Annotated in this window: 16 protein-coding genes and 1 pseudogene; 1 reads left to right on the forward strand and 16 read right to left on the reverse strand. The window is 50.7% G+C overall.

Annotation, left to right across the window (positions count from 1 at the left end; all coding sequences use genetic code 11):
* The first annotated feature begins 12 nt into the window (after window positions 1–12).
* On the forward strand, window positions 13–2073 hold the full coding sequence (locus DXC51_RS15570; protein WP_117544877.1) for a DUF5054 domain-containing protein: 2061 nt from the start codon (window positions 13–15) through the stop codon (window positions 2071–2073).
* A gap of 94 nt (window positions 2074–2167) precedes the next feature.
* Here DXC51_RS15570 and DXC51_RS15575 read toward each other — a convergent pair whose 3' ends face one another.
* From DXC51_RS15575 to DXC51_RS15660, 16 genes and pseudogenes are all read right to left on the reverse strand, one after another.
* The gene (locus DXC51_RS15575) at window positions 2168–2686 is read right to left on the reverse strand and encodes a nitroreductase family protein (RefSeq protein ID WP_025490313.1); all 519 of its coding nucleotides are present in this window, start codon (window positions 2684–2686) and stop codon (window positions 2168–2170) included.
* 107 nt (window positions 2687–2793) lie between these two features.
* Window positions 2794–3567, reverse strand: a complete 774-nt coding sequence (locus DXC51_RS15580; RefSeq protein ID WP_117544878.1) for an EFR1 family ferrodoxin — start codon at window positions 3565–3567, stop codon at window positions 2794–2796.
* A gap of 212 nt (window positions 3568–3779) precedes the next feature.
* Window positions 3780–6488, reverse strand: a complete 2709-nt coding sequence (locus DXC51_RS15585; protein ID WP_117544879.1) for an alpha-L-rhamnosidase — start codon at window positions 6486–6488, stop codon at window positions 3780–3782.
* A gap of 366 nt (window positions 6489–6854) precedes the next feature.
* Window positions 6855–7055 carry a type II toxin-antitoxin system RelB/DinJ family antitoxin gene (locus DXC51_RS15595; RefSeq protein ID WP_117544881.1) on the reverse strand — a complete coding sequence of 67 codons (201 nt, stop codon included), beginning with the start codon at window positions 7053–7055 and terminating at the stop codon, window positions 6855–6857.
* A gap of 53 nt (window positions 7056–7108) precedes the next feature.
* The gene (locus DXC51_RS15600) at window positions 7109–8242 is read right to left on the reverse strand and encodes a M23 family metallopeptidase (protein WP_117544882.1); all 1134 of its coding nucleotides are present in this window, start codon (window positions 8240–8242) and stop codon (window positions 7109–7111) included.
* Window positions 8243–8398: 156 nt separating this feature from the next.
* Window positions 8399–9565, reverse strand: coding sequence for a glycerate kinase family protein (locus tag DXC51_RS15605; RefSeq protein ID WP_207660863.1), 1167 nt, complete (start codon window positions 9563–9565; stop codon window positions 8399–8401).
* Window positions 9566–9635: 70 nt separating this feature from the next.
* Window positions 9636–10424: a sugar phosphate isomerase/epimerase family protein gene (locus DXC51_RS15610; RefSeq protein WP_117544883.1), complete on the reverse strand. Its 789-nt coding sequence runs from the start codon at window positions 10422–10424 to the stop codon at window positions 9636–9638.
* A gap of 73 nt (window positions 10425–10497) precedes the next feature.
* A complete protein-coding gene (gene garR, locus DXC51_RS15615) occupies window positions 10498–11382 on the reverse strand; it encodes a 2-hydroxy-3-oxopropionate reductase (RefSeq protein ID WP_021640389.1) in 885 nt (294 codons plus the stop codon).
* A 63-nt stretch (window positions 11383–11445) separates the two neighbouring features.
* Window positions 11446–12387, reverse strand: coding sequence for a transketolase family protein (locus tag DXC51_RS15620; protein ID WP_117544884.1), 942 nt, complete (start codon window positions 12385–12387; stop codon window positions 11446–11448).
* 1 nt (window position 12388) lies between these two features.
* Window positions 12389–13234, reverse strand: a complete 846-nt coding sequence (locus DXC51_RS15625; protein ID WP_117544885.1) for a transketolase — start codon at window positions 13232–13234, stop codon at window positions 12389–12391.
* A gap of 14 nt (window positions 13235–13248) precedes the next feature.
* The gene (locus tag DXC51_RS15630; RefSeq protein WP_021640386.1) at window positions 13249–13932 is read right to left on the reverse strand and encodes an aspartate/glutamate racemase family protein; all 684 of its coding nucleotides are present in this window, start codon (window positions 13930–13932) and stop codon (window positions 13249–13251) included.
* Between the two features lie 181 nt (window positions 13933–14113).
* On the reverse strand, window positions 14114–15769 hold the full coding sequence (locus DXC51_RS15635; protein WP_117544886.1) for a GH39 family glycosyl hydrolase: 1656 nt from the start codon (window positions 15767–15769) through the stop codon (window positions 14114–14116).
* A gap of 268 nt (window positions 15770–16037) precedes the next feature.
* The gene (locus DXC51_RS15640) at window positions 16038–17096 is read right to left on the reverse strand and encodes a substrate-binding domain-containing protein (RefSeq protein ID WP_021640383.1); all 1059 of its coding nucleotides are present in this window, start codon (window positions 17094–17096) and stop codon (window positions 16038–16040) included.
* A 375-nt stretch (window positions 17097–17471) separates the two neighbouring features.
* On the reverse strand, window positions 17472–17999 hold the full coding sequence (gene hpf / locus DXC51_RS15645; protein ID WP_025490300.1) for a ribosome hibernation-promoting factor, HPF/YfiA family: 528 nt from the start codon (window positions 17997–17999) through the stop codon (window positions 17472–17474).
* A 718-nt stretch (window positions 18000–18717) separates the two neighbouring features.
* Window positions 18718–19011 (reverse strand): annotated as a pseudogene (locus DXC51_RS15655) (MATE family efflux transporter); the annotation flags it as partial.
* Between the two features lie 89 nt (window positions 19012–19100).
* Complete coding sequence (locus tag DXC51_RS15660) at window positions 19101–20471, reverse strand: C40 family peptidase (protein ID WP_243003214.1); 1371 nt, start codon at window positions 20469–20471, stop codon at window positions 19101–19103.
* Window positions 20472–20923: the final 452 nt, after the last annotated feature.

The following is a 20923-nucleotide window of genomic DNA, read 5'->3' on the forward strand; positions in this document are numbered from 1 at the left end:
ATTACTTAAAATATGGATATTACTGCAAAAAAGGTTATTGTGGTATTTAAAACCCACCTGGACATCGGTTTTACAGGGCTGGCGGAAGACGTGCTCCGCCGGTACTGTGATGATTTTATCCCTGCAGCGGTGGAGCTGGCTTTCCGTGTCAATACCGGGGCGCAGAAAAAATTCGTCTGGACGGTAGGCTCCTACCTCATACGCTATTATCTGGAGCATGCAAAACCGGATGCCTGCGCCCGGCTGGAACAGGCCATCCGCGCCGGCTTCATCCGCTGGCACGGGCTGGCCTGCACCACCCATACCGAGCTGATGGACAGACGGCTGCTGGATTATGATCTTTCCATTTCACAGGCGCTTGACCGCCGTTTCGGCGTCACCACGCTGGCTGCCAAAATGACGGACGTTCCGGGACATACCATAGGCCTGGTTCCCGCGCTTTCCGACGCAGGGATTGAATTCCTCCATATCGGGGTAAATGCCTCTTCCCGGGTGCCCTCCGTCCCCTCCCTGTTTCGCTGGCGTTTTGGCGGCAAAGAAATCACAGTTAACTATGCCGCGGAATATGGGAATGTCACCCTACTGGAAAATGGAGCCGCGCTCGTTTTCTATCATGCCCATGACAATTCCGCCCCGCCCTCTCCCGAAGAGCTGGAGCATCTGTATGCCCGGCTGGCAGCGCAGTATCCCCAGGCACATATCGAAGCGGGCACTCTTGATGAATTCGCGGAGGAAATCCGGCAGGTGAGGGACAGCCTGCCCGTCCTGGAAGCGGAAATCGGCGATACCTGGATTCACGGCGCCGCCAGCGATCCCCTGAAGGTATCCTGGTACAGACGCCTGCTTCTCCTGAAGGAAAAATGGCTGGCTGAGGGCCGGCTTCCACAGGAAAGCCCGGCCTATGATACGCTGATGGAAAATCTCCTGTTGATCTGCGAACACACCTGGGGGATGGATACCAAGAAATTCCTGCTTGATTTCACCAACTGGGAAAAGAAGGCCTTTGCCGAAGCCCGGAAAAAGGATATCACCTCCTACGCGCTTTTTTCTCCGCAGAACCAGCATATCTTCCAGGCGCTGCTCCCCGAACTGGAGGATTACAAAAAGGTCCGCGGCGGACAGTGCTCCTCCTATTCCCTGTTTGAAAGCTCCCATCAGGAACAGAGGGACTACATCACCCGCGCCCTGGGGGCGCTGCCTGATGCGTTGAAAAAAGAAGCGCAGGCTTCCTTTTCCTTCTCCTATCCGACGCTGCCCGATTGTGCCGTGCCCTGCCGCGCCTATACGCCCCTTCAGGCCGGCCCCTGTACGGTAACCGTTGGCGCCTGCGGGGAGCTGACGCATATTTCCTTCAGCGCCAACGGACAAAAACGGGAAATGTCTGGCGCCATCGGTCTGCTGGAATATGAAACCTTTGGCGGAAAGGAAGTGGATGACTGTTATTTTGAATACGGCCGGGATTTGGGGGAGAACTTCCACTGGGCGGAGCCTGACTTCGGAAAACCGGGACTTCGCTACCATCCTGAAATCCAACATCGTACCTGCCGTCCTTTCCCCGCTTCCATCCATGTAAGCGGAGGACAGCTGTATATCTTCCTTATATTTCCTCCGGAGGCCAGCGAGCAGTATGGCTGCCCCAGGGAGGCCATGGCCGTATACAGGTTCACCGAGGGAAATATCCATCTGGAACTGTTCTGGAAGGATAAGGATGCGCTGCGAAGCCCGGAAGCATTGTGGCTTGGCATACGTCCGGAGGTGGAAAATCCCTCCTGCTGGCAGATGGTTAAAAGCGGCGCGGCCCTTTCCCCCTCCAATGTGGTTTCCAACGGAAACCGGCAGCTGCATGTTGTGCAGGACCTGTCCTATACTGGCTCAGACAGCAGGATCCATATCACCCCGACGGATGCGCCGCTTGTGTCTTTGGGCGGTAAAAAGCTGTACCAGCCGGACAACAGCATGCCTGAGCTTTCCCAGGGCTTCTTTTTCCTTTTGTACAACAACCGGTGGGGAACCAATTTTAAACAGTGGTTTGAAGAAGATATGCGGTTTGCCTTTGACATCAGTTTATCTTAGCTGCGCCCTCCGGGTACGCAAAAAAACGGGCTGCCCATCGCCGGCAGCCCGCGTTTCCTTCACAGATTCATATACTTGCTTTGCATCCCCGCTGTTATGCCCGGATGACAAAGCCTTCTTTTCTCGGTTTCGCCTGAGGAAGCGGTTTGTCGCCATAACCCAGGATGCAGTTTCCGATGCCGATATATTCTTCGCCAAGTCCCCATTTTTTCATAAGGGCTTTTCCTTCCTCCGTCTGGAAAACCTCTCTGGCCCGGTGGATCCAACAGGAGTCAACACCCAGGGAGAAAGCGGCATTCATCAGGTTGCCCATTACAAGGCTTCCATCCTCCACACAGGTTCCCCTGCGGCTGTCTGCAAAAACCACCACCACCGTCGGCGCACCGTAAAAAGGATCGCTGTCATTTCCCATCACCGCCGCATTCATGCGGGACAGCTGCCGGATAGTTTCCTTATCCTGTACCACCGCCATCACCACCGGCTGCATTCCCATGCCGCTGGGGGCATATTCTCCCGCCGTAAGAATCTGCTGCAGTGTTTCTTCCGGCACCTGCGCGTCCTTATAGGAACGCACGCTTCTGCGCTCCGTCAATACCTTCAGTGTTTCATTCATTTCCTGCTCCTTTCCCCGCGATGGACCGGATGCCCGGCCACCACGAACCCGTACGGCCCGCGCAGCAAATGCGCAGGCTTGTCTGAACCGTTACTTTTTTCCGCCATTTACAAAAACCATTCGTTTTTTCCTCTCACAGAAAGGAACGGCGCCAGCTTCTGGCTGAGCATCTCCGTTACCGGCGCAGGGAGAGTTCTCGCTTTTTCCGGGCAAATGGTAATGCACCGCATGCACAGAATACATTTTGACGGATCTGTCTGCGTCGGATCTCCGGCGGGTATGGCTTCCACGGGACATTTTTGTGCGCAGAGACCGCACCGGATACAGTCCTTTGCTATCTGAGGGACGGCCTGCATGGGCTTCCAGCTTTTATAGGGACGGTTCCCCGGCGTCGCTTTTTCCTCCGGCCTGTTCCCTTCGGCCAGGGTCTTCAGCTTATGTAAAATCTCACCGGCAAATTCGGCGATTTCCCTGCGGTCCTGCCCATCCGGCCGTCCTGCCGCCAGCTGTGTTACGATGGAATGCTGTGCAACGAGAGCCGCTGAAGCCAGCCTGGAAAAGCCCTGCTGCTCCATCCTGTCATCCAGCTCTGCAAGGGCATCCTCATAAGCCCGGTTCCCATATACCGCAAGGGAAATGAACCAGGCGCCGTTTCCCTGCACACGGGAAAGCCTTTCAGCCATCACACCGGGAAGCCGGCCGCCGTAAACCGGCCCCGCCGCAATCACCACATCCGATGGTGCAAAGCTGCGCCGTTCCCCCAAGGGGAGCGTCAGATCATATTCCTCCACCTGCACCGCCAGCTCTCCGGCCAGCATCAGAGCGGCTTTCCTGGTATTTCCCGCCGGACTGAAATGTACCACATATACTTTGTCAAGCATGCAAAAATCCCCCGTTTCCTGTTTGTAGCCGGCATCATAACAGCCCGGATAACCAGACTCTTGCCGGCCGCCTGCTGCCGCTATTGATTCCTATGGCCAGCGGCTAAATTTTTCCAGCTGTATGAACCATTCCATATCAGTTAGTATAGGTTCCTTTTTGCCTGATGTCAATCGGCCGCAGGCTCTAAGCTGCAGGCTCTGAATTACAGGCTCTAAGCTTCCTGCATAAGAAGCTGATAGCTTCCCGCCTCCAGGGTAAGGGACTTCACGTTTTCCAGGGAAAGTGCCTTCTGCGCTTCCGGCTCAGCGCCATCCACAGCCTTCAGAACCATTCCATCCGGCACAATAAACCGGGCGGTGCAGTCAAAGGGGATACGGACCTGGCAGCGGATGCCATCTTCTTCATATGCCCATTCACTTTCGTAAACACCGGCCGTAGAGGAAAATTCTCCCTTCACCCAGCCCAGCCTCCTGTCCGGGCAGGGCGCCAGGACCGCCTTTTTAAAGCCGACAGCCGTTTCATCCGGCGCAATACCGCAGACGCTTCTGTAAATCCATTCGGAAACAGCCCCGTAGGCGTAATGGTTCAGGCTGTTCATGCCTGTGCCGCTGATTTTCCCATCGGGCAGAACGGAATTCCATCTCTCCCAGACGGTGGTGGCTCCCATGTTCACCTCGTACAGCCAGCTGGGATAATCCTCCTGTAGAAGCAGCGTATAGGCCTCTTTTACCAGCCCCGCCTTTGTGAGCGCCTGGCAGAGATAAGCGGTCCCCACAAAACCGGTATTCAGATGCATTCCGTTCTCCTGCAGCATTTTTTTCAGGCGGGACGCTGTTTTTTCCATAAACTCTACCGGGATGATGTCAAAATAAATCGCCAGCACCAGCGCCGTCTGCGTATCGATCGCCACCCTTCCGCCCGGCGTAATATATTCCTTGCGGATAGCGTCCCTGACCTCCTGCGCAATCCTGCCATAATAAGCTTCGTCCTCCTTTTTGCCAAGCACGGCTGCCGCTCTTGCGGTCAGCAGGGAGGAATACAGGTAATAGACCGAAGCCACATAATAAGGATCGGTTCTTCCGAAGCAGCTGTCCTTATCCGGATTATCCAGCGCCAGCCAGTCCGCGAAATGGAAGCCTACCTGCCACAGCCTTCCGCCGCCGCAGTAAGTCTCATCCATATGGATGATGAAATCTGTCCATTGCTTCATATTTTCATAGGTTTCAGCCAGCAGGCCCGTATCCCCGTAAAACTGGTACAGGGTCCAGGGGATGATCGTCGCCGCATCGCCCCAGGCGCAGGAACCGGCCTCTCCCCAGGTATTTGCCGTCATATCCGGCGCTTCCTGCCCCATGTTTTCACGGGCCACGGAAAGGACATCCGGCACGACAAAAGGTACAGCGCCCTGGTTGATCCGCTGCTCATAACGCATATCCTTCAGGTATTTCCGGTAAAAAGCCGCCGTATCCATATGATAGGACGCCGTCTGGCAGAACACCTGGGCATCTCCGGTCCAGCCCAGCCTTTCATCACGCTGCGGGCAGTCTGTAGGCACATCCAGGAAGTTTCCCTTCTGTCCCCAAAGCGTATTTTCTATCAGGCGGTTCACCTTTTCATTCGCTGTGGTGATCCGGCCTGTTCTTTCCAAATCAGAATAAACCGCGCAGGCCTCAAAGGCAAAGCTGTCCAGATTTTCCCGGGTAAGCGTCATTCCGGTCACCTTCACATAACGGAAGCCATAGAAGGTGAAATGCGGGCGCACATGGGCGCTGCTGCCGTCGGAAATGTAGGTGAATTCCGCTTTTGCGGTGCGCAGGTTGTCCCTGTAGAAATTGCCATCCTGCAGGATTTCCCCGTATTGAAGATAAATCCGGGTCCCTTTTTCCGCTTTACAGTCAAATTCCACCCAGCCTGTGATTTCCTGACCGAAATCCAAAACCTGTTCCCCTGCCGGCGTCATAAGGAGGCTGACGGGACGCAGCCTCTCATGGATGGTCACCGGAACGCTCAGGCGCTCGGTCAGCTTCGCTTTCGGCGCGGATGCCCTGCTGACGGGCATGGCCTCTTCCTTCGCGCAGGCGCAGATTTTGCCGGAGCAGTCCCGGAAATCCCTGTTGGCATCATAGACTTCACCGTCATAAATATTGGAAAAAAGAACCGGCGACGGAAGGCATTTCCAGTTTTCATCCGTTGTTATTTTCTGCTGTGAGCCGTCCTTGTAGGTAATCAGAAGCTGTGCGGCGGCAAGGAATTTATCGCCGTAAATTTCCGTCACCCTCGCTTCATCCAGGTAACTGAACCTGCCCTTGTACCAGCCGTCCCCAAGAATGACGGAAAGCACATTTTCTCCCGGGCAAAGCAGCTGTGTCACATCATAGGTCTGGTACTGTATCCAGAAACGGTAATCGTTGTAAAAAGGCGCCAGATATTCCACACCGGCCTTTTCCCCATTCAGGCCGGCTTCATATACGCCCAGCCCTGTTATGTAAAGCCTGGCGCAGGCAACCTCAGATACCGGGGCGTCCAGTGTGAATTCACGGTACATCACCGGCTGGATTTTCTTATCCAGAGGGGAAGCAATCCAGTCCGCGCTCCATTCCTCTTCCCCGCAGCCGCCTTCAAACCAGGCAACACTGCTGATGCCGGTATCCCCGTTATCCGCCTCTGCGCAAACATCCCAATAATAACGGATGCCGCCCTCAAATTCCTGTTCAGGGATAAAGGAAAGGGAGGAAATATCCGTCCTCTCTCCGCTGTCATATACCAGATCGGTCATATCCTCCGTCCTGGATACCCTGATTCTGGCCGATTTCAGATGCCTGCCGGTGCTTTCCTCCACCTGGAAGGAAAAGGACGGGTTTTTTACGCAAAAGCCCAGCGGGTTCTTCAGATGATTCACTTTTAAATTTGTCAGCTTCATGTGTTTTTTCTCCTATTACTGCTTCATGCTTGATGGCCGCTGCCTGCGGCGGGGTGTTTGATTTCCTTATACAGGTTATTGTAATATGCAGGGAGAAAATAGTCATTGGCTTTTTGACTGTCTTTTTATGACCTTTAGGGAATTAATGAATATAGCCCTGCAGTTCTATGACTCTTTTAAACCGGATCAGTGCCAAGGCTGCGGAAATGCCGGACACGGAAAAACCGCCGCACAGGCAAAATTTTCCCATACGGCGGCGGTGCAGTTTCTATTATCCAAACAAATCAGCATGTGTCCCGGTGCGGACCAGGGTCAATACCAGAACATTTAATTATGTGGTGGGTTTTACGGTCAGTTTGGTTTCTCTCATTTCTTCAGTCCTGCGAACAGTTCATCCAAATCGGTGTAGCCCTTTACCGACTGATCTTTCGCAATCCTTTCCGCCTCCAGCATCGCAGCGATGGTTTCCTTGTTGGGGCGTTCCGTTTTGATTGCAAAGGGAATTCCTCCCTCCCGCAGCGACTGGCAGACAAAAATATTAAATGCAGTGGTCAAATATCCATGCAAGCATGGCTACTTGGCTCGTTGCTCGCGGGAATAAAAATACAATTACGCTTCCCTTATTCCAAACCATTCTCCGACACCCCGTTCCCGGAAACCGAATTTCCGGAAACAGCGTCTCCATGCTCCTCCAGGTATTTTTCCACCGCCGGATCCTCCATGTCGTACACCCGCTTCCACTCCTTGCTGTCATCCACCTTCACCGCCTCAGAGCGGTTAAGATAGAGGAAGCGGGAAAGCTGGTAGCAGTCAATCCATATTTCGTTGTCCGATTCCTTCTGGGATTCGTCAAAAACCAGCTCCAGCCCCCAATGGAGATGGACGGTTTTAATGTTGTTCACATTTTCTGTTTTGGAATACCCGGTGTGGCCCATGTAGCCAATGATGTCGCCGGCAGTCACCGCGCTGCCCTCCTCCAGGCCTTCCGCGAACGGATAATCCTGGCGCAGGTGGGCGTAATAATAATAGCGCCTTCCGTCAAAGCTGCGGATGCCGATACGCCAGCCGCCGTACTGGTTCCAGCCCATCACCTCCACATATCCTGATTCCACAGCCACCACAGGGGTGCCAATCTGGCCCATCATGTCGTGCCCCAGGTGCGGCCTCTTGTAACCATAGCTTCTGGAAGAGCCGAAATCATCATAGTCGGTATAGGGGAAACCCTTGGCAATGGGTGAATAGGCCTTCAGGCCATATTTCCGTTTCCATACCAGATTCCCGGATTCATCCTGCTCCTGCAGCAGGAATTCGCCTACCATACCGCCCAGCGCGGCATCGTAGGCTTCGCGGAAATAATCATAGTTCTTCAGATCCGCCGTCGCCTCTTCCAGAGTGGTTTCCCCGTTTTTAATCTTTTCCGTCAGGGCATCCATATCCTTCAGTGCCTGTTTTCCAAACTCGCCGCCGTTCCTGGCCGCAGTATAGGCCAGCAGGGAAATCCAGTCAATGTGATAATCCTCCCTGTAGGTATCCACGTCCGTCTCATAGGCCTGACTGAGGGCTTCACAGGAAACATTGAAGTCCACCCACTTAATATAGTCTTTTCCCGTTTCTTCCTCTGCATTTTCCTCCATCAGCACAGAATCTGAGTTCACGCTTGCAGGCCTTCCTCCGGCCTGTCTGACCGCAAGCAGCAGAAGGATAAGCACCATCTCTATTAAAATTGCATGTTTTAATTTTCCGCAGCGTTTCATGGCGGCTCCAAAGGTCTTTTCTATCCAATATATGCAGGAACAGGCCCGCTAAGTCCTTTAACCTGCGGCTATGCCTCTGGCATTAACTCCGGCTCCGCCTTCTTCTCACGGCGCCGCCCTGTTCTCACGGCACCGCCTTCCTCTCATGGCCCCGTCTCACCCTTTTGTCCCGGCTTTGTTTCCTTCCGATATTGCCAGAAGCCGTAAGATATTATCCATGGCAAACGCCAGATTTTCTTCACTGGACTTACGCGCCTCCCTGAACGGGACGGGCTTCCTCGTTATGCTGAATGCGGCGCTGACGCCGGAGGTGTAGATATCCCCTGTGTTTTCATCAATGCTCCCCGCTACCGCCACCAGCGGAATCCCTTTGCGTTTTGCTCTTTGCGCCACGCCTCCCACTACCTTGCCCATCAGGCTCTGGCAGTCCAGCCTTCCTTCTCCGGTAAAAATAACGTCTGCCCCCTCTATCCTTTCATCAAACCGGACAGTGTCCAGAACCACTTCAATGCCGGAACGCAGCTGCGCCTGCAAAAAGGCCGCTGCGCCGCCTCCCATGCCACCCGCCGCTCCTGCGCCCGGCAGCCCGGAAACATCCCTGCCCAGATCCCTTGCCAGCACACCGGACAGATGCCGCAGCCCTGCATCCAGCCTTTTTACCATGGCTTCATCCGCCCCCTTCTGGGGGCCGAAAATACAGGCGGCGCCCAGCGGGCCATACATGGGATTATCAATATCGCACATGGCGGTAAACCGGCATTCCTTCAAGGCGGGATGAAGTCCCGACATATCGATGCGGCAAAGCTCCAAAAGGTTCCCGCCCACAGGCAGAAAAGGCTTTCCTTCCTTATTCAGGAAACGCACTCCCAACGCGGCCGCCATGCCGCAGCCGCCGTCATTTGTCGCGCTCCCGCCCAGGCCAAGCACAAATTCCCTGCAGCCCTGTTCCAGCGCATCCGCAATCAGCCCGCCCACCCCATAGGTGCTGGCCTTTTCCGGGTTCTCCCTGCCCTCCGCCAGCGGAAGGCCGGCGCATGCCGCCATTTCAATGACAGCTGTTCTTTCTTCGTTCTCCAGGATTCCGTAAAAACCTGCCACCGGATCCAGGAAGGGGCCGGGCACCCGCACCGTCCGTTTTCTGCCGCCCACAGCCTGCAGGAAGCAGTCCACCGTGCCCTCCCCTCCGTCCGCCACCGGGATCTGTATCACCTCGCAATCCGGGAATCGGCGTTTTATGCTGCTGTCCATAATTTCGCAGACCCTGGTGGATGATAGCGTCCCTTTGAAGGAATCCGGAATCAAAACCACTTTTTTTATATCCATACCCACTTCCCCATATGCCGGCGTCAATAGAGCTTATCAAAAATATTTAAACCTGTCCCATCCCTGACAGTTACAAGTATTTTCTTATAAAAACCGCCTTCTCAAGCTCCTTCTCCGGCTCCTTCCCATAAGCCTCAATACTCACCCTGCCGTCGTATCCCTTCTCTTTTAAAACGGTGAAAAATTCCCTGTACGCTTCCTGTTCCGCTGTAGGGAAGCTTCTCCCCGCCGGTTCTGCAAAATGCACATGTATGATATCCTCCGTCAGCGCGCCAAGAGTCTCAAGGTTCTCCTTTTCCATCATAAAATGATAATAATCCACCAGCAGGCGGATGGAAGACCTGTCCGCTTCCTTCATCAGAAGCGCTCCCTCCTCCAGGCTGCATATAATATTGCTTTCCCTGCGGTTGAGCGGCTCGATGGCGATGCGGATTCCCGCGGGCAGCGCAAAAGCGTCAATGATGCGAAGTGCATCTGCCGTCTGGCAGAGAGCCCTGCGATAATCAAACCCCTCCGGCACATTTTTGGCGCCGCTGCTGCCAAATACAATTATTTTCGCTCCCAGCCGGACCGCCCTGTCCATTGCCCCTTTTACATACTCGCTGATTTTGGGCGGATCAGCTTCCTCCCCTGTCAGCCTTACCGAAGCCGGGAAAAAATTATTGCAGCATTCACAGGGAATTCCCGACTCCTGTATCTGTGAAAGAAGCTCCTCAAATCCAGCCTCCGAAAGCTCCATTATCTGCGCCAGCGGAAGCTCCATGTAATCATACCCCTCCCGGTACAGCAAATTCATATATCTGCGGCCAATCGGTTCGCTGCTGTCCCCCAGCATATTCAGGCAGCATCCCAGTTTCATAGCCTTCCCCTTCCTGACGGAACAGTCAGCGTTTATAACTGTTCCGTCCCTTCACAGCCATCGCCGAAATTAATCAGCGTTTCACCTCTATATTTTCCTGTTCCTCATAATAACGGAGCACCGCTGCGTGATCACATTTTCCAAGCCCCTCTTCCTGGAGTTTTTTCATCATATCAAGCACCCTGTCCGTCATGGGCAGTTCCATGCCAACGGCCTTGGACGCATTCTGCGCATTCGTCAGATCCTTGATATGAAGCTCGATACGGAAGCCCGGATCAAAATTACGGTCCAGCATCATCGGCGCCTTGGCGTCCATAACCGTACTGCCTGCCAGCCCGCCGCGGATAGCCTTGTAGACATTCTCCGGATTTACGCCGGATTTCGTGGCCAGAACCAGGGCCTCAGACAATGCGGCAATATTTACCGCCACAATAATCTGATTGGCCAGCTTGGTCATATTCCCGCTTCCCACTGGCCCTACAAGAACGATAGAGGAGCCCATCTTCTCCAAAATCGGCTTTACCCTGTCAAACACCTCCTGCTTTCCGCCGCACATAAAGGAAAGCGTGGCATCCACCGCCTTGGGTTCTCCTCCGCTCACCGGTGCATCCAGCATTTCCCCGCCGGCCGCCGCCACCTCCTTTTCCAGCTCTATGGAAACGTTCGGATCAATGGAGCTCATATCCACAAGGATCGTTCCCGGCTTCATGCCTTCCAGGACGCCGTCCTTCCCTTCAATTACAGTTTTTACATGAGGGGAGTTGGGAAGCATGGTGAGGATGATATCGCTTTCTGCCGCCGTTTCCCTGGGCGTATCGTATGCCCTGCCGCCGGAGGCGGCTACATCAGCCACCGCATCCTTGTTGATATCGCATATATTCAGCTCATACCCTGCCTTCAGCAGATTTTTAGCCATGGGTTTTCCCATGATTCCAAGACCGATAAAACCTATTTTCATTTGCAAATTCCCTCCTTGCTCTGCAGCTTTCCGCCGCCTGTCCCGTAAATAGTCCCAATCCGGCTATATTTCCTGTTTTCCCGCTGCCTTTCTGATTTTCCTATATATGCTCTTTGCATCCAGCCCATAATATTCCAGCAGTTCCTCATGGGAGGACGCGGACTGCCCGAATACATCCATGACAGCGACGCTTTCCATGGGAATGCCGCTTCCCCTGAGGGCAAAGCTGACCAGCATATTCAACCCGCCGCGAATGCTGCATTCTTCGCAGACTACAACGCCCTTTTTCCCGGCCGACAGGGTTCTTACCGCCTCCTCATTGAGCGGCTTGATGGTGGGGATGTGGACCACGCTTACGCTGATCCCTTCTTTCTCTGCCGTTGCGGCCGCTTTCAGCGCTTCATGCGCCATAATTCCATGGGTAAAAACCGTCACATCCGTCCCCTCGCGCAAAACCACAGGCTCACCAATCCTGTAGGCTGCATCAGCGGGGAAAATATCCTCCAGATCATTTCTGCACAGCCGGATGTAGCAGGGGCCTTCCAGCTGCGCAGCAGCCTCAACCGCCCGGCGCACCTCAAGCCCGTCGCATGGCGTGAATACCGTCATATTGGGAATTGCGCTCATAATTGCCACGTCGTCTATGGACTGGTGCGTCGCACCATCTCCGAAATCCGACATACCGGAGCTGGATCCTACGATTTTAACATTCAGCTTCGCCGTTGCAATGCTCTGCCTGATCTGATCATACGCCCTTCCTGAGGCGAAAACGGCAAACGTGTTGGTAAACGGCACCTTTCCCGCCAGCGCAAGGCCTCCCGCAAAGCTTGTCATATTCTGCTCCGCAATCCCCATTTCAAAATATCTGTCCGGAAATGCTTCCTCAAACATACAGCTCATGGTGGATTTTCCCAGATCCGCTTCCAGCACCACGATATCCGGATTCTTCTTTCCCAGCTCCACCAGCATGCTGCCGTATTCTTTTCTCTGATTATGTACCCCCATTTTACGCCTCCGTTCTGCTGACACAGCCTAAAGCCTGCAGCGCTTCTTCGTACTGCTCCTGCGTAAGCGTTCCATTATGGAAGGCTGCGACCCCTTCTGCAAACGGAATTCCCTTTCCTTTTACGGTATCGGCTATGATGCAGACCGGTTTTTCCCTGATATCATCCGCTTTGTCAAAAGCATCGGCAATCTGTCCCATATCATGGCCGTCAATTACCATAACCTCAAATCCGAAGGAACGCATCTTATCCTCAATACTGCCAATCCGGAACCGATCCATGGTCTTTCCGGTTGCCTGCAGCCCGTTTCTGTCAATAATGACACGCAGATTGTCCAGTTTAAAATTGGAAGCCGCCATAAATGCCTCCCACAGCTGCCCCTCCGCAAGCTCGCCGTCTCCTACCGCCACATAGACCTTAGCGTCCAGCCCGTCAAGCTTAAGGCCTGCCGCCAGTCCCGCCGCCAGGGATACCCCCTGTCCCAAAGAGCCTGTATTGGCTTCAATGCCCGGAAGCTTTCTCATGTCAGGATGTCCCTGCAGACGGCTTCCCAGCTTTTTCAGCGTATGGATATAGGCTTCCTTGTCAAAATAGCCGCATTCCATCAAAGCGGCATACTGGACAATCGCCGCATGCCCTTTACTCAGCAGGAAACGATCTCTTTCCTTCCAGTCCGGCTGCGCCGGGTTATGCCTCATTTTATAAAAATACAGAACCGTAACAATATCCGCCAGCGAACAGGAGCCTCCCAGATGTCCTGCCTTCCCCACACCGATCATCGTTACAATGTCTTTCCTGATTTCCCTGGCCTGTATTTCCAGTTCCTGCTTTTTCTCCTGATTAAGCATTGCCGGTCCCCTCCTTATTCCATGTTCTCAAGCATTTCCCGGACTCTTAAGAACCCTGTCTCACCGCTGTTGTACACAGGCACCCTGGTATCCTTTAAAAACGGCGCCAGCGCGGACATGGACAGCTGCGCCATGACGATGCAGTCCACCTCCTCCGAAAGCCTGTCGATTGCCTCCACCAGTATCTCGTTATGCCTGGCAATATTTCCTTTGGAATACTCTTCAAAGGCCTCGCTGCATAAAACCGTTTTCCGCTCTATCTGCATTCCCGCCTCCGCCGCCGCGATATCCAGAAGCCTTTCCGAGGACGGCACCGTTGTGGCAAGCGTCGCCAGCAGGCCGATCCGCTTTCCCGTCCTGACAGCCTTCTCCATCATCGGACGGTCAATCTGCGCAATAGGCGTATTTACAAGTGGCCTGCCAAGCTCCGCCGCATAGTTGAATGTGGAACAGGCCAAAAGGATTAAATCCACGCCGGCTTCCTCCAGATTATGCGCATACTGGGCAAATTTAAAATAGTTAACCTTGGGGATAACGCCTGCCCCTGCCTTAATGTTATCCCGCTGGATCGTATCGTCACACAGATGCATGATTTCCACTTCAGGAATATATTCCCTGATATAAGGCTCCATCGCCTGAATTGTAATATGGGATGCGTGGATAATCCCCAGTGTTTTTCCGCTTAAATCCATGCTCATTTTTTTACCCCCTTTTTCTTCCGGCCCTTTTGCAAAAGGCCGGAAGCTGAAGCTGTCCCAATTGGCAGCCTGTTATGTGTCCTTATGGCCGGCATTTCCTTATGGCCAGTATTTCCTTATGGCCGGCATTTCCTTGCGGCTGACCTTTTCTTACGGCCGGCATTTCCCGCGGCCAAATGCTTTACTCAATTACCAGATAAGAGACTGCATGCGCCGGCAGACTGAATTCCAGGCTGAGGGCTCCGTTAACCGCAGCCGTTTCATCCTCACACAGCTTCTCCAGGCCGTCTCTTGCCTTAATTGCATCATACTGCTCTCCTTCCGGGAACAGCGGGCTGCCCTGTCTCACCCATTCCGCATACGGGTTGGAATGCTCGGAATCAATGCGGTAATGTCTGATCTTCACCTCTTTTTCACCGATCCCATCCACCGTCAAGCTGATTTTCTGATCCTCCACCTTGTCACGGTCGTTGCAGTGGCTGTAAATAACAATCTGGATTTCCCCGTTTTTCCCTCTTACGGCAAAGCCCGCCACATCCGTATCCTCGCCCTCGCCTGTGTACTGGCTGTGATTTTTTACGCCGATTTCAGGCTCCTTCAGGAATTCAAGCTTCTTTGTGCCATCGCTTTCAAAGGAAAGCTTTTCGTTTCCCAGAGAGCCGTAAATTTTAAACATATTGAATACAGCTTTATCGATTCCCTGTGTGGTAAAAGTTCTGGTTCCTTCAAAACACCTTTCTCCCGGGAACATGAATGCCCATGCAAGAGGCCTTACCCGGATGCCGTACTGGCTGCTGAGCTGATCGATTTTTTCATAGGTGGAAGCAACGTAGGTCGCATAATACTCCGTATTTCTGAAAATCATGTTGGCATTGTCATAGATGCCGCCCGCTGCCCAGCCGTCCGGGTCCGCCTCTGAAAGCACCACCTCGCAGTCCTGGTAGCCGTACTCCTGAATGATATCCAGCCCCAGCTTCACCTGATGCACCAGGCTTTCTACGGAAGGCACGGCCTTGGGAGCATGCATTTCAAACGGGAAGCCGCCGCCTTTAACATGGAAGGTAATGAAATCCAGCCGTGTTCCCTTTTCCTGCGTACAGAAATTCGCACCGTCCCTGCAGTGGTTCAGGAAAAAGCGGAAAAACTTCTGCGCATGGCCGCCCTCAAAAATACCGGTTACCGCAGGGCCTGACAGCCTTAATTCCGGAAGCACCTCATGCACCGCATGCTCCGTGTAGTCGTATAACTTGCAGTATTCCGCCGCAGTCCCGCTCCAATAGAAAATATCCGGCTCATTCCAAAGCTCGAAATACCAGCTCTTTACCTCTTCCGCCCCGTATTTTTCCACCAGGTGGGACGCAACCGCCTTAATGAAATCATGCCATTTATCATAATCCTTCGGAGGGCAGGTCCAGCCTACCTCTTTATATCGTCCGTATTTTTCCCAGTTGCCCGCTGCCGGTCTCAGATAATTGGTATCCACCAAATCCATTGGCATAAAGCCCAGCTCTATAAAGGGTTTGTTTCCGGTACTAAGAAATGCGTCTATGATATAGTCATAATAGGTAAAATCATAAACCGGCTCCCCTTTTTCGTTTTCCCAATAAATATTGGTGGAACCGAATTTATAAGTTCCATGGCAGTTGCCCGTACAGAACATGAAATGGGTCCTGAAATAATAGGGTGCATCTCCCAGTGCAGCAAATTTTTTCAATAAATCCACTCCCTCAGGGATATAAGTATAGTTGCACTCGTCATAGCCTATGTAACGCCAGAGATGTTCCTGTACCCCTATAGAAACACCTGCATCCACCTTTACATTTACTTGATTGTTCATCCGCTTTTCCTCCGCTTTTTTAATTTATATTTACCCGGGTATCACCAGCCAGACTGCCAACTATGCTGAAAACCAAAGGTTCCCTTCTCTGCCTGGCAATTACCGCAAGGGTCAGGTTCCCCGCTGCCTGCAGCAGGAAATCCGATTTTTAATCCCCTATTCCGGTCACTGTACGCCTATCTGTAAAATAACATGCCACAATTAACACGGTCCTGTCTCTTTCAGGGGAAGGACATTCTTTTTTCCATCATACAGCCAGGCTTATAAATCAGCTGCCGGGATGAGGCTGTTCCTCCCGTTTTTTAAGTGTATCCCTGGTTATCAGCACCGGCTGCAGAATTATTCTCTTATGGAACTTCTGCTCCTCAACATCATTGCTTTCCATACGGTTATCCACAGCATCCATCAATGAAAAGCATTCTGCAATCATCATATTTGCATCCAGAGAATAGGTTGTTAATGCTGGAGCAAACTGCCCTGCCAACGGTATATTATCTACACTGAGCACGGAAACTTGATCCGGAACTTCAATTCCTTTTGTCCTCAACGCCTGAATTAATCCAATCGCCATCCAGTCATTTGCTGCAAATATCGCCGTGTATTTATGAAACATGACCAGATTAGCCACCCGTTCTGCAAGATCGTAGCCTCCCCTGAAGTTCATTTTGCTTTCCAGAATTACATTCTCAATCCCATTTTTTCTTGCCCCTCTGATAAAACCGTTCTTACGGTAAAGAGCTGAGGCATAAGTACCAGGCCCAGTGATATGTATTACCTTCTTATGTCCATAGCCACTCAAAACCTTAGCTGCATTCATACCGATTTTAAAATGATCGAAATATATCTGTGCAAAATCATCATGATTAGGATAATTTTCAAAAGAAATGATATGGGGGTATATTTTTTTTATTTTCTGCAGATTTTCTTCTTCAAACTTACCAATCATAAGGACCGGTGAAATCATATCACCGTTTTCCAGCGTTTCCAAAGTCAATGGAATCATGTTTACGCTATTTTTTGCCGAATAGCCAGTCAGCTCCATAAGCATCCTGTTATAAAAGGGATCATTAAGTTTGATGCTGGGAGAACATATAAGATTTATGTATTTATTTTTAACAATGGGTGTGACATATGTGCCTTTCCCTTCATATTTGATAAGAAGCCCTTCGGATACGAGCTGATTAATTACTTCCCGGATACGCTGCCTGCCAACCATAAGCCTCCGTTCGAGTTTTCTTTCCGACTCCAATTTAATCAGCCGGTCGGACTGCAGCTGCTTTACTTCTCTGCGCAGGATGTCCGCAATTTCTTTATTCTCCTGATTCATAATTTTACAGCACCTCATTTCTTTGTTTTCGGCAAAACCTTTGGTAAATATCAACAATCAGGTAATTTTTATATTTTTGTATATTTTATACAATTTATGCATTTGGTTTAACCCAAATCATAATACAAAAATCAGAATTTTCCATAAAACCTCTTTTATAATTTGTCCAAACTTGTAATTTACACTGTTTTTTAAGGCTATTTATTCATCATTTTTACTAATAATATATCACTCTATTTTGCTTGTCAATAATATTAATCTTTTTTGCTTTTTTATAATGTACCGTTTCTCTTTCTTTTCAAAAAAAGCCGCGCCCCCGGTGATCCATCGATCCCGGGGGGCGCGGCCCCCTTTTCTATCTCACTTGCTTAACTCTTAATATTCCGGTTCAATCAATCCGTAGGTATTGCCTTTTCTCTTATACACTACGTTCACCTGCTCTGTTTCCGCATTGAAGAAAACAAAGAAATTATGTCCCAGAAGTTCCATCTGGATACATGCGTCTTCGGGATACATCGGCTTAATGTCGAATTTCTTGGTTCTGACAATCTGGATCTCCTCTTCTTCCGGATAATCCTTATCAATAAAAGCCTGCTGGAAGTTGCCGCCTGACTGATGCTTGTCCGTAATTTTATTCTTATATTTCTTAAGCTGTCTCTCAATTACCTCTTCAACCAGGTCGATGGATACATACATATCATTGCTTGTCTGCTCCGACCTGATAATACTGCCTTTTACCGGGATTGTCACCTCAATCTTCTGTCTGTCTTTCTCAACGCTCAGCGTTACATGTACTTCCGTGTCCTGGGTGAAGTACTTTTCCAGCTTGCCAATCTTCGATTCCACTGCGCTGCGAAGCCCCTGTGTTATTTCGATGTTCTTTCCGCTGATAATGAATTTCATGCCGATCATCCCTTCTGTTTCATATTAGGAACAAAGACCATATTGCCTGTCCACATCCTGCGGCATATCTTTTTGTCCTTATTTGGATTATAACATATCCCCACACCGGCATGCAATGTTTTCAGAATTTTAACTGAAAATTTATAATTGTTTCTGTCAATGTGAAATGACATAACTTTGTAATTATTTTGTAAAATTCGTGGAACTTGCCAAAACACCCGTTCCATTTTACGTTCTTACGAACAGCACTGAAATATTTTCTCAACCTGTGGATAATGTGTATAAGTTCGTGTATAACTCCATAATCCCCAAAAATACCGCTTTTTCTGTGTGGATAACTTTGTGGTTAAAAAACTCTTATTTCTACATACTTCGACAAATTTTGTGCAGAATCTACAATCCGGGTAAATTCAGTGCCTTTTCAGATAATTTTGAAAGTGTCAGACAATAATATATTTTTAACTGATTTTTGAAAAAAATCTGTCTCCTGCCATCCCTCTGCAAACGGCGTGCCAGACTGCTTTTCATGTCCTGTGATGTATCATTTTTTTGCTTTCCCAGGACTTGCGCTTAAAGTAAATCAGACCTGTGACAACCGGCAGAATCGGTGAAACCGCCTGCCCTATTGTCCAGCAGGGCATTCCTGCAAACGTATTTATTTTAAGCCCTACACCGGATGCTGCAGCAACGGATACACCAAAGTAATTCAGCATTGCAGCCAAATGTTCCAAACGGTTACTGTCTGCCCCTGCTGTTCCTCCGCACCTTTATATTGGGCAATTAAAACCGTTCCGCCCATTGTAACGCCGATGCAGACGGAGTTAATGACAAAACTCAACATGGAAGCATTACTGATTGCCACAAGCCCCGTTTCACGTGCTATATTCCTCACAACAAGCATATCCATATCCACAATACTGTAAAAGGACTGGAGCAGGCTGGCTAACAGGAGGGGAAGCGCAAACCTGATGAGCTTCTTTGGTACGCTTCCGGAGCATTTTTTTCCTGACAGGCAAACACCATCACCCACTCTTTCTGCATAACAAAAAGGATATGCTCCTAAGAACATATCCTCTGTTACTTTTCATTATTATTTATTTCTCAGGGAAGAACTCTTCTTACTGCCACAGGAGTTCTGTAATCCGCCTCAGAAATCTTGATTCCGGTGCTTGCCGTGCTGGCATGTACGATCTGTCCGTCGCCGATGTAGATTCCCACATGGCCGGTATAGCATACGATATCTCCGGGCTGTGCATTTTCCAGTCCGCCTACATCCGTGCCTACATTTCTGTCTGCAGATGAGGAATGAGGAAGGGAAACACCGAAGTTCTTATATACGCTCATTACAAAACCGGAGCAGTCCGCACCGTTTGTAAGGCTTGTCCCGCCATATACATAAGGGTTGCCGACAAACTGCACTGCGAAATCCGCAACTGATTCACCGTGTGATGAAACGGCTGCTGCCGCAGAGGTTGTCTCTGCTGCCGGAGCTGCTTCTGCGGAAGCTTCAGAAGAAGTTTCTGTTGCTGCAGACTCCGTTGCTGTTTCCGAAGGTGCCTGGGAAGCGGTTTCCGTTGTTGCCTCTGTGCTTGTCCCTGTTGTAGTTTCTGTTGTTGTCTCACTGCTTGTTTCGGTCGTGGTCTCAGTGGTTGTTTCCGTTGAAGTCTCTGTAGTTGTTTCAGAAGAAGATTCCGTTGTTGTCTCAGATGAGGTTTCTGTTGTTGCCTCAGAGGAAGCTTCCGTCTTAGTCTCAGAAGAAGCTTCTGATGAAGATTCGGTCTGAGCAGAGGATTCGGTTTCCTTCTTTGACTCTTCTTCGGAAGAGGTTTCGGTCTGGGATTCAGATTCCCTGCTTTCTTCCTTTTCCGGTTCGGATTCTTTTTCCTGGCTATTATTAACTGCCTGTGAGGATTGCTCCTGTTCAGGTGTCTGGGTTGTCTCTGATTTGGCAGTCTGTGTTTCCTTCAGGTCTACAGGTTCAACAATTGTCTTCGACTGTGCAAGAGCTTCTCCCTGCACGGTAGCCTGTCCGCTCAGAACCGCATCCTCGCCGATTGTCAGAACCACGTCTGACACAGATGCTTCGGCTTCAGGAGCTTCCACCGCATCCAGTACGCTTGCCACGCCAATACCATTGGTAATCGCCGCCTCTGTCTGCTGTTCCTGGATATGGGAATCAACCTGTGCGTCAATGGATGATTCTCCTGCTCCTGTCATTCCGGTTTCGATATCCACAGATGTTACCTCTGAGGATTCCTGTGCGGTCTGGACAGTCTGTGCAGCCTTTTCGCTCTGGTCTGCTTCTTCCTGTACACTTGTGAGGGAACTGCCTTCATCCAGCGTCAGGCCGATGCCTGCTGCCGGAAGTTCATAAGATACACCGGTTGCACTTGCCTGCATAGCAGCTGTACCAAATATTACTGCGGAAGCAGTGATTGCACATGTTACAGCTTTCACGCGTGTATATTTCATGAGTTCCTCCAAAAAATCATTTGAACTGTTACATTTGTTACGAAATTATTACATCTGTTGTTAACTATACCACCGCCGCCATTTTTTGTCAACCTTTACACAAAAAGCGATTCTAAAGAGAAAAAGCCTGCAAAACCGCATAAAATCAAGGAAAGGAAGGCACTCAGCCTTCCTTTCCAAATTGTGAACATTTTTTGAATTTTACAGATTTTATATTACATACTGGCAATAATTAACAATAAAAGTTGTTACGTAATATTTAAAATTTACATTGGATGAACATCCGATGCTTCTTGAATACAAGAGCCATTCAAGAAGATACGCCGTACTGAACAATTACAATAACTGTTCAGCAGGCCAGCGTTTTGCGCTGACCGTAAGAAAGTGATTCAGGAGTGCTAAAATCCATCGCCAAAGGCGATTTAGGATGGATTTTAGCGGTAACTGTGAGT

The sequence above is a fragment of the Eisenbergiella massiliensis genome (assembly GCF_003435485.1).

Excerpts from the sequence above, each read along its gene's own strand:
- DXC51_RS15570 (WP_117544877.1), top strand. The coding sequence starts at position 13 with ATGGATATTACTGCAAAAAAGGTTATTGTGGTATTTAAAACCCACCTG.
- DXC51_RS15575 (WP_025490313.1), bottom strand. The coding sequence starts at position 2,686 with ATGAATGAAACACTGAAGGTATTGACGGAGCGCAGAAGCGTGCGTTCC.
- DXC51_RS15580 (WP_117544878.1), bottom strand. The coding sequence starts at position 3,567 with ATGCTTGACAAAGTATATGTGGTACATTTCAGTCCGGCGGGAAATACC.
- DXC51_RS15585 (WP_117544879.1), bottom strand. The coding sequence starts at position 6,488 with ATGAAGCTGACAAATTTAAAAGTGAATCATCTGAAGAACCCGCTGGGC.
- DXC51_RS15600 (WP_117544882.1), bottom strand. The coding sequence starts at position 8,242 with ATGAAACGCTGCGGAAAATTAAAACATGCAATTTTAATAGAGATGGTG.
- DXC51_RS15605 (WP_207660863.1), bottom strand. The coding sequence starts at position 9,565 with ATGGATATAAAAAAAGTGGTTTTGATTCCGGATTCCTTCAAAGGGACG.
- DXC51_RS15610 (WP_117544883.1), bottom strand. The coding sequence starts at position 10,424 with ATGAAACTGGGATGCTGCCTGAATATGCTGGGGGACAGCAGCGAACCG.
- garR (WP_021640389.1), bottom strand. The coding sequence starts at position 11,382 with ATGAAAATAGGTTTTATCGGTCTTGGAATCATGGGAAAACCCATGGCT.
- DXC51_RS15620 (WP_117544884.1), bottom strand. The coding sequence starts at position 12,387 with ATGGGGGTACATAATCAGAGAAAAGAATACGGCAGCATGCTGGTGGAG.
- DXC51_RS15625 (WP_117544885.1), bottom strand. The coding sequence starts at position 13,234 with ATGCTTAATCAGGAGAAAAAGCAGGAACTGGAAATACAGGCCAGGGAA.
- DXC51_RS15630 (WP_021640386.1), bottom strand. The coding sequence starts at position 13,932 with ATGAGCATGGATTTAAGCGGAAAAACACTGGGGATTATCCACGCATCC.
- DXC51_RS15635 (WP_117544886.1), bottom strand. The coding sequence starts at position 15,769 with ATGAACAATCAAGTAAATGTAAAGGTGGATGCAGGTGTTTCTATAGGG.
- DXC51_RS15640 (WP_021640383.1), bottom strand. The coding sequence starts at position 17,096 with ATGAATCAGGAGAATAAAGAAATTGCGGACATCCTGCGCAGAGAAGTA.
- hpf (WP_025490300.1), bottom strand. The coding sequence starts at position 17,999 with ATGAAATTCATTATCAGCGGAAAGAACATCGAAATAACACAGGGGCTT.
- DXC51_RS15660 (WP_243003214.1), bottom strand. The coding sequence starts at position 20,471 with ATGAAATATACACGCGTGAAAGCTGTAACATGTGCAATCACTGCTTCC.